The organism is Kitasatospora sp. NPDC057512 (genome assembly GCF_042802135.1).
Taxonomy (GTDB): domain Bacteria; phylum Actinomycetota; class Actinomycetes; order Streptomycetales; family Streptomycetaceae; genus Kitasatospora.
The window spans coordinates 1-7169 of the sequence record NZ_JBHVET010000445.1 but is presented as its reverse complement, the minus strand read 5'-3'; the positions used below and the strand labels follow the sequence as shown (position 1 = coordinate 7169).

General features: G+C 75.6%; 6 protein-coding genes. All 6 read left to right on the top strand.

Annotation, left to right across the window (positions count from 1 at the left end; genetic code table 11):
* A partial coding sequence (locus tag ACFU6K_RS25655; protein WP_380666777.1) for a non-ribosomal peptide synthetase occupies positions 1 to 1291 on the top strand: 1291 nt, incomplete at its 5' end.
* Complete coding sequence (locus ACFU6K_RS25650) at positions 1288 to 2067, top strand: thioesterase II family protein (protein WP_380666775.1); 780 nt, start codon at positions 1288 to 1290, stop codon at positions 2065 to 2067. The genes ACFU6K_RS25655 and ACFU6K_RS25650, both read left to right, overlap by 4 nt.
* The gene (locus ACFU6K_RS25645; protein WP_380666773.1) at positions 2067 to 3251 is read left to right on the top strand and encodes a cytochrome P450; all 1185 of its coding nucleotides are present in this window, start codon (positions 2067 to 2069) and stop codon (positions 3249 to 3251) included. Before ACFU6K_RS25650 ends, ACFU6K_RS25645 begins: the two co-directional genes overlap by 1 nt.
* Before the next feature lie 170 nt (positions 3252 to 3421).
* The gene (locus ACFU6K_RS25640) at positions 3422 to 3643 is read left to right on the top strand and encodes an MbtH family protein (protein ID WP_380666771.1); all 222 of its coding nucleotides are present in this window, start codon (positions 3422 to 3424) and stop codon (positions 3641 to 3643) included.
* Positions 3644 to 3651: 8 nt separating this feature from the next.
* Positions 3652 to 4638: a TauD/TfdA family dioxygenase gene (locus ACFU6K_RS25635; RefSeq protein ID WP_380666769.1), complete on the top strand. Its 987-nt coding sequence runs from the start codon at positions 3652 to 3654 to the stop codon at positions 4636 to 4638.
* A 59-nt stretch (positions 4639 to 4697) separates the two neighbouring features.
* The coding region (locus ACFU6K_RS25630; RefSeq protein WP_380666767.1) for an amino acid adenylation domain-containing protein at positions 4698 to 7169 on the top strand (2472 nt) is incomplete at its 3' end.

Below are 7169 nucleotides of genomic sequence, written 5' to 3'. Positions count from 1 at the left end.
CCCCAAGGGCGTCGAGGTGCCGCGCGGCGCCGTCGCCGCCCTGGTGGCGGCCCTGGAGGCGAGCGGCGCCTACCGCCCCGAGCCCGGCGTGGTCGGCTGGAACGCCAGCGTCTCCTTCGACGCCTCCGTCCAGCAGTGGGCCCGGATCTGCCGCGGCGACACCGTCCTGGTCATCGGCGAGGAGCACCGCGCCGACCCGGCCCGGGTGGCCGCCCTGCTGGCCGAGCACGCCGTCACCGACCTCGACCTGACCCCCTCGCACTGGGAGCTGCTGCGCGAGCCGCTGGCCGGCGCCCGGGTGCCGCGGCTGTTCATGGGCGGCGAGGCCGTCCCCGAGCGCACCTGGCGCGAGCTGGCCGACGGCGGCATCGACGCGCTCAACCTGTACGGGCCCACCGAGTGCACCGTCGACGCCGTCACCGCGCCGGTCAGCGGCCCCGGACCGCACCTGGGCGAGCCGCTGCCCGGGGTGCGCCTGCACCTGCTGGACGAGAAGCTCGCCCCCGTCCCCGACGGCGTCGTCGGCGAGCTGTACCTGGCCGGGCCCGGCCTCGCCCACGGCTACCTCGGCCGGCCCGGACTGACCGCCGAACGCTTCGTCGCCGACCCGACCGCGGCGGGGGAGAGGATGTACCGCACCGGGGACCAGGCCCGGCGCGGCGAGGGCGGCCGGCTGGAGTACGTCGGCCGGGTGGACCGCCAGGTCAAGCTGCGCGGCTACCGGGTCGAGCTCGGCGAGGTCGAGCACGCCCTGGCCGGGCTGGCGGGCGTCCGGGCCGCCGCCGTCACCGTCCACGAGCCCGCCCCCGGCGACCGCCGGCTGGCCGGCTACGTCACCGGCGCCGTCACCGCCGCCGAGCTGACCGAGCGGCTGCGGGCCACCGTGCCCGCCCACCTGGTGCCCTCGGTGATCACCGTGCTGGACGCCCTGCCGCTCACCCCGAACGGCAAGGTCGACCTGGCGGCGCTGCCCGCCCCCGCGGCCTCCGCCGCTTCCGTGGAGTCGGGCGGCGGACTGACCGAGCAGGTCGCCGAGGTCTGGGGCACCGTGCTCGGCGTCACCGGCGTCCGGCCCACCGACGACTTCTTCTCGCTCGGCGGCCACTCCATCGCCGCGCTGCGGGTCGTCCACCTGCTGCGCCGCCGCCTCGGCATCGAGCTCCAGCTGCGCCACCTGCTCGACTCGGCCGACCTGGCCGCCTTCACCGCCACCGTCGAGCGGGCCGTCGCGGCCGGCACCGCCGCCCCCCGGCCCGCCCTGACCGCCCGCGCCCGGGCGGCCGGCGCATGACCACCGCCCTGCGGGTGCGGCCCCGCGTCGAAGGGGACTGGCTGTTCGTCCCCGTGCCCCAACCGCACCGCCCGTACCGGCTGTTCTGCTTCCCGCACGCCGGGGGCGACGCCACCGCCTACACCCCGCTGGCCCGCGCCCTCGCCCCGGTGGCCGAGGTCTGGGCGCTGCGCCCGCCGGCCCGCGGCGGCCGGCTCGGCCACCCGATGCCCGCCAGCTTCGACCTGCTGGTCGACGCCGTCCTGGAGGCCCTCGGCCCGCACCTGACCGGGCGGTTCGGCTTCTACGGGCAGAGCTTCGGCGCCCTGCTCGGCTACGAGGTCGCCCGGGCGCTGCCGGCCGAGCGGCGGCCCGAACTGGTCGTCGCCGCCTCCGCCTCGCCGCCCGCCGCCTGGGCCGGGTCGGACCGCCCCCGGTACACCGCCGACGAGCTGCTGCGCCTCGCCGGAATGGGTGAACTGGTCGAAGGCGAGGCCGAGTTGAAGGAGCACGCGCTGCGCGGCATCCGCACCGACCTGGACGTGGTCGACACCTACCGGCCCCGCCCGCACCCGCCGATCGGCGCCGCCCTGCACACCGTCGTCGGCGTCGAGGACCCGCTCCTGGCCGTCGGCGGCCTCGAAGGCTGGGCCGCCCACACCCGCGGCGGCTCCGGCCACCACGTCGTCCCCGGCGGTCACCTGCTCGCCACCGTCGACGGGCCCGGCCCGGTCGACCTGCTGACCTCCCTCATCGCGCGGCCCGGCGCCGCGCACCTGTCCCGGACGGAGCACTGATGCCCACCACCACCGCGGTCGACCTCACCGACCCCGACCTCTGGGCCCGGCCCGACACCCCCGCGCTGGTCGCGGAGCTGCGCCGGGAGTCCGCCGTCCACCGCACCGACACCGTGGACGACGGGCCCGTCTGGTCGGTGCTCTCCTACCGGCACTCCGCCGAGGTGCTGCGCAACGCCGCCGTCTACAGCTCCGAGCAGGGCTCGCTGCTCGGCGCCGGCGAGGGCAACGTCCCGGTCGGCTCCGGCCGGATGATGGCCCTCACCGACCCGCCCCGGCACCGCGAACTGCGCGCCCCCGCCAACCCGTTCTTCTCGCCGGGCGCCGTACGCGGGGCCGCCCGGGGCATCGCCGGACTCGCCGCCTCGATCGTCGACCGGGCCGTCGACCTGGGCGAGGTGGACCTCGTCGACGCGGTCTCCGCGCTGCCGCTGTCCGTCATGTGCGACCTGCTGGACGTCCCCGAGGGCGACCGCGAGATGGTCGAGCGGGTCTGCGACGTCGCGTTCCTCGGCCGCACCCCCGAGGAGCGCCGGGCCGGCCACCAGCAGCTCATCCCGTACCTGCTGCACCAGGTGATGCTGCGGCGCAGCGACCCGCGCGACGACCTGATCAGCATGATGGCCACCTACCGGGTCGGCGGGAGGCTGCTGCCGATCGAGGACGTCGTCCTCAACCTGGACAACATCGTGGTCGGCGGTGTCCAGACCGTCCGCCACACCGCCGCGATGGGCCTGTACACCCTGGTCCGGCACCCCGAGCTGTGGCGGAGGCTGCAGCGCGGCGAGGTCGGCATGGACTCGGCGCTGGACGAACTCCTGCGCTGGACCTCGGTCGGACTGCACACCCTGCGCACCGCGAGCCGGGACACCGAGCTCGACGGCCGCACCATCCGGCGCGGCGACCGGGTCGCGGTCTGGGTCTGGTCCGCCAACCGGGACCCGGAGGCCTTCGACCGGCCCGAGGAGATCCTGCTCGACCGTGCCCCCAACAAGCACCTCGCGCTCGGCCTCGGCGCCCACTACTGCGTCGGCGCGCCGCTGGCCAAGGCCGAACTCGGCGGCCTGTTCACGGCGCTGCTGGAGCGCGTCGCCGTGATCGAGCAGACCGGGCCGGTCGTCCACAACCGCTCGATCATCAACTTCGGTCTGGACCGATTCCCGGTCCGCCTCACCCCGCGCTGAACCGCCGGGCGCCGAGCCGGTCGACGGACCGGCCGACGGGGCGGCAGGCGGCAGGGCCCAACTGCCGCGTTCCTGCCGCGACTCCTGCCCTTCCGCCCCGCGGCCCGCCCCTACCTTCGAAGCAACCCGAGCGAAGCGAACCGAGCTTCGAAGCGACCGAAGAGGACACCATGAGCAACCCGTTCGAGGACGACAGCGCCGGCTACCTGGTCCTGGCCAACGACGAGAACCAGCACTCGCTGTGGCCGGTCTGGATCGACGTGCCGGCCGGCTGGACGACCGTCCACGGCGAGGACACCCGCCAGGGCTGCCTCGACTACATCGAGGCCAACTGGACCGACATCAGGCCCGCCAGCCTGGTCGCCGCCCTCGCCGCCCCCACCGGCCGGTGACCGCCGCCATGCCGACCTGGGAACTGAACCCCGGCCGCCCGGCCCTCGCGCACGCGCCGCGCACCGCGGACATGGGCGAGGCCTGCGAGTGGCTGCGCGAGAACGAGAGCGCGCTCACCGACGCCCTGCACCGGTACGGCACCATCTTCCTGCGCGGCCTGCCGGTCGCCGGCACCGAGGACGTCGCCGCCGTGCGCGACGTCCTCATCCCCGAGCGCACCCCCTACCGGGAGAAGGCCACCCCGCGCAGCGACTACGGCAACGGCGTCTACTCCTCCACCGACCTGCCGCCGGTCCAGCCGATCCGGATGCACAACGAGAACAGCTACACCCTGACCTTCCCGGGCCGGCTGCTCTTCGCCTGCCTGACCGCGCCCGACGAGGGCGGGGCCACCCCCACCGCCGACTGCCGCCAGGTGCTCGCGCAGCTGCCCGACCACCTGGTGGAGCGGATGCGGACCAGCGGCTGGACGCTCACCCGCAACTACTCGGACTACATCTCGCTCGGCTGGCGCACCGCCTTCGCCACCGAGGACCGCTCCGAGGTCGAGGCCTACTGCAAGGAGAACGGCATCAGCTGCGAGTGGCTGGCGGACGGCAACCTGCGCACCACCCAGGTGCGCCCCGGCACCATCCGCCACCCGCGGACCGACGAGCAGGTCTGGTTCAACCACCTCGCCTTCTGGAACGCGTGGTCGCTCGACCCGGACATCCGGGAGGCGATGACCGAGGAGTTCGGGCCGGACGGACTGCCGTTCAACACCGGCTTCGGCGACGGCGAGCCGCTGGAGCGCGCCGACGTCGACGCCCTCAACGAGGCCTACCACGCCGCCACCGTGCGGGAGCGCTGGCAGGTCGGCGACGTGATGCTGGTCGACAACGTGCTCTGCGCCCACGGCCGGGACCCGTACCGGGGCGGGCGCAAGATCGCCGTCTCGATGGGGCAGCCCCTGGAACTCCAGGACTGCCGGCCCACCGCGGGGCTCACCGTCTGACCACCGCCCGTCCCCTCGACCAGCCCGTGCCGTCAGTAGACCCGAGTAGAGGAAGCACCGTGATCCCGGTTTCGTACGCCCAACAGCGGCTCTGGCTGATCGACCAGATCGAGGGGCCGACCGCGCTGTACAACCTGCCGTTCGCCCTGCGCCTGCGCGGCGCGCTCGACACCGCCGCGCTGCGTGCCGCGACGGCGGACGTGGTCGCCCGGCACGAGGCCCTGCGCACGGTGTTCCCGGTGGCCGGGGGAGTCCCGGTGCAGCGGATCCTGCCGGCCGAGGAGGCGCGTCCGCGCTTCCTGGCCGAGGACTGCGCACCGGAGGACTACCCGGCCCGCCGGGACGCCGCCGCCGCCGAGACCTTCGACCTGAGCTGCGAACTGCCCATCCGGGTCACGGTGTTCACCCTCTCCCCGACCGAGCACGTGCTGCTCGTCGTGCTCCACCACATCGCCGGCGACGGCTGGTCGCTCGGCCCGCTGCTGCGCGACCTCGCCGAGGCCTACCGGGCCCGGCTGGCCGGCGGCGCCCCCGACTGGGAGCCGCTGCCGATCCAGTACGCCGACTACGCGCTCTGGCAGCGCGACCTGCTCGGCGACGAGCACGACACCGAGAGCCTGCTCGCCAGCCAACTCGCCTACTGGCGTGAGGCGTTGGCCGGGCTCCCGGAGGAGCTGGAACTGCCGGCCGACCGCCCCCGGCCGCCCGCCCCCACCGGCGCCGCCGACTCCGTCGACCTCGCCTGGGACGCCGGCCTGCACACCGCCCTGCTCGACCTCGCCCGCACCCACCGCACCACCCTGTTCACCGTCCTCCAGGCCGGCCTGGCCGCCCTGTTCACCCGGCTCGGCGCCGGCACCGACATCCCGCTCGGCACCGGCCTCGCCGGGCGCTCCGACGAGGCCCTGGACGACCTGGTCGGCTTCTTCGTCAACTCCCTGGTCCTGAGGGCGGACACGTCCGGCGACCCGGGCTTCGCCGAGCTGCTCGGCCGGGTCCGGGAGGCCCAACTCGGCGCCTTCGCCCACCAGGAGCTGCCCTTCGAGCGCCTCGTCGAGGAGCTCAACCCGCCCCGCGCACTCGGCCGCCACCCGCTGTTCCAGACCCTGCTGGTGCTCCAGAACCACGGCCAGGACGCCGAACTCGCCCTGCCCGGGCTGGAGTCCGCCCCCGAACCGATCGGCCTGCGGGTCGCCAAGTTCGACCTCAACATCGGCATCGCTGAACAGCACGGCCCCGACGGCGCCCCCGCCGGGCTCACCGGCTCCATCGAGTACGCCGCCGACCTCTACGACCGCGCCACCGTCACCGCCCTCGCCGAGCGGCTCGGCCGGCTGCTGGCCGGCGCCGCCGCCGACCCCCACGCGCCCATCGGCACCCTGGAACTGCTCGCCCCCGAGGAGCGCACCCGCGTCCTCACCGAGTGGAACGCCACCGACGCCCCCCGGTGGGGCGGCACCCTCGCCGAGTCCTTCGAGCGCCAGGCCGACCGCACCCCGCACGCCACCGCCCTCGTCCACGACGGCGGCACCCTCGACTACGCCGCCCTCGACGCCCGCGCCAACCGCCTCGCCCACCACCTGACCGCCCTCGGCGTCGGCCCCGAGACCCCCGTCGCGATGCTGATGGAGCGCTCCGCCGACGTCGTCGTCGCCACCCTCGCCGTCCTCAAGGCCGGCGGCTGCTACGTCCCCATGCACCCCGGCCTGCCGCCCGAGCGGATGGCCGACGTGCTCGCCGACACCGGCGCCCCCGTCCTGCTCACCGACCGCGCCGACCCCGGCTTCCCGCACGGCGCCGCCGTGGTCCGCCCCGGCGACGAGGCCGGCGCCCCCGACCACCGCCCCGGCCTGCCCGTCCACCCGGACCAGCTCGCCTACGTGATGTACACCTCCGGCTCCACCGGCCGCCCCAAGGGCGTGGCCGTGCGCCACCGCGACGTCGTCGACCTCGCCGCCGACCGGCGCTGGCGGGACGACCGCCACCAGCGCGTCCTGCTGCACTCCCCGCACGCCTTCGACGCCGCCACCCACGAGATCTGGACGCCCCTGCTGGCCGGCGGCACCGTCGTGGTCGCCCCGCCCGGCGCCCTCGACGCCACCGCCCTGCACGCCGTCACCGTCCGCCACGGCGTCACCGCCGTCTTCCTCACCAAGGCCCTGTTCGACCTCGTCGCCGAACAGGCCCCGGAGACCTTCGCCGCCCTGCGCGTTGTCTGCACCGGCGGCGAGGCCGCCTCCGGCACCCTGCTGCGGCGCGTCCTGGACGCCTGCCCCGACCTGCTGCTCGCCCACGTCTACGGGCCCACCGAGACCACCACCTTCGCCACCCACCACCCGCTCGCCCCCGCCGACCTCGACGGCCCCCGGGTGCCGATCGGCGGCCCGCTGGACAACATGCGCGGCTACGTCCTGGACGCCTGGCTGCGCCCCGTGCCGCCCGGCGTCCCCGGCGAGCTGTACCTCGCCGGGGCCGGCCTGGCCCGCGGCTACCTCAACCGGCCCGGCCTGACCGCCGAACGCTTCGTCGCC

Excerpts from the sequence above, each read along its gene's own strand:
- ACFU6K_RS25650 (WP_380666775.1), top strand. The coding sequence starts at position 1,288 with ATGACCACCGCCCTGCGGGTGCGGCCCCGCGTCGAAGGGGACTGGCTG.
- ACFU6K_RS25645 (WP_380666773.1), top strand. The coding sequence starts at position 2,067 with ATGCCCACCACCACCGCGGTCGACCTCACCGACCCCGACCTCTGGGCC.
- ACFU6K_RS25640 (WP_380666771.1), top strand. The coding sequence starts at position 3,422 with ATGAGCAACCCGTTCGAGGACGACAGCGCCGGCTACCTGGTCCTGGCC.
- ACFU6K_RS25635 (WP_380666769.1), top strand. The coding sequence starts at position 3,652 with ATGCCGACCTGGGAACTGAACCCCGGCCGCCCGGCCCTCGCGCACGCG.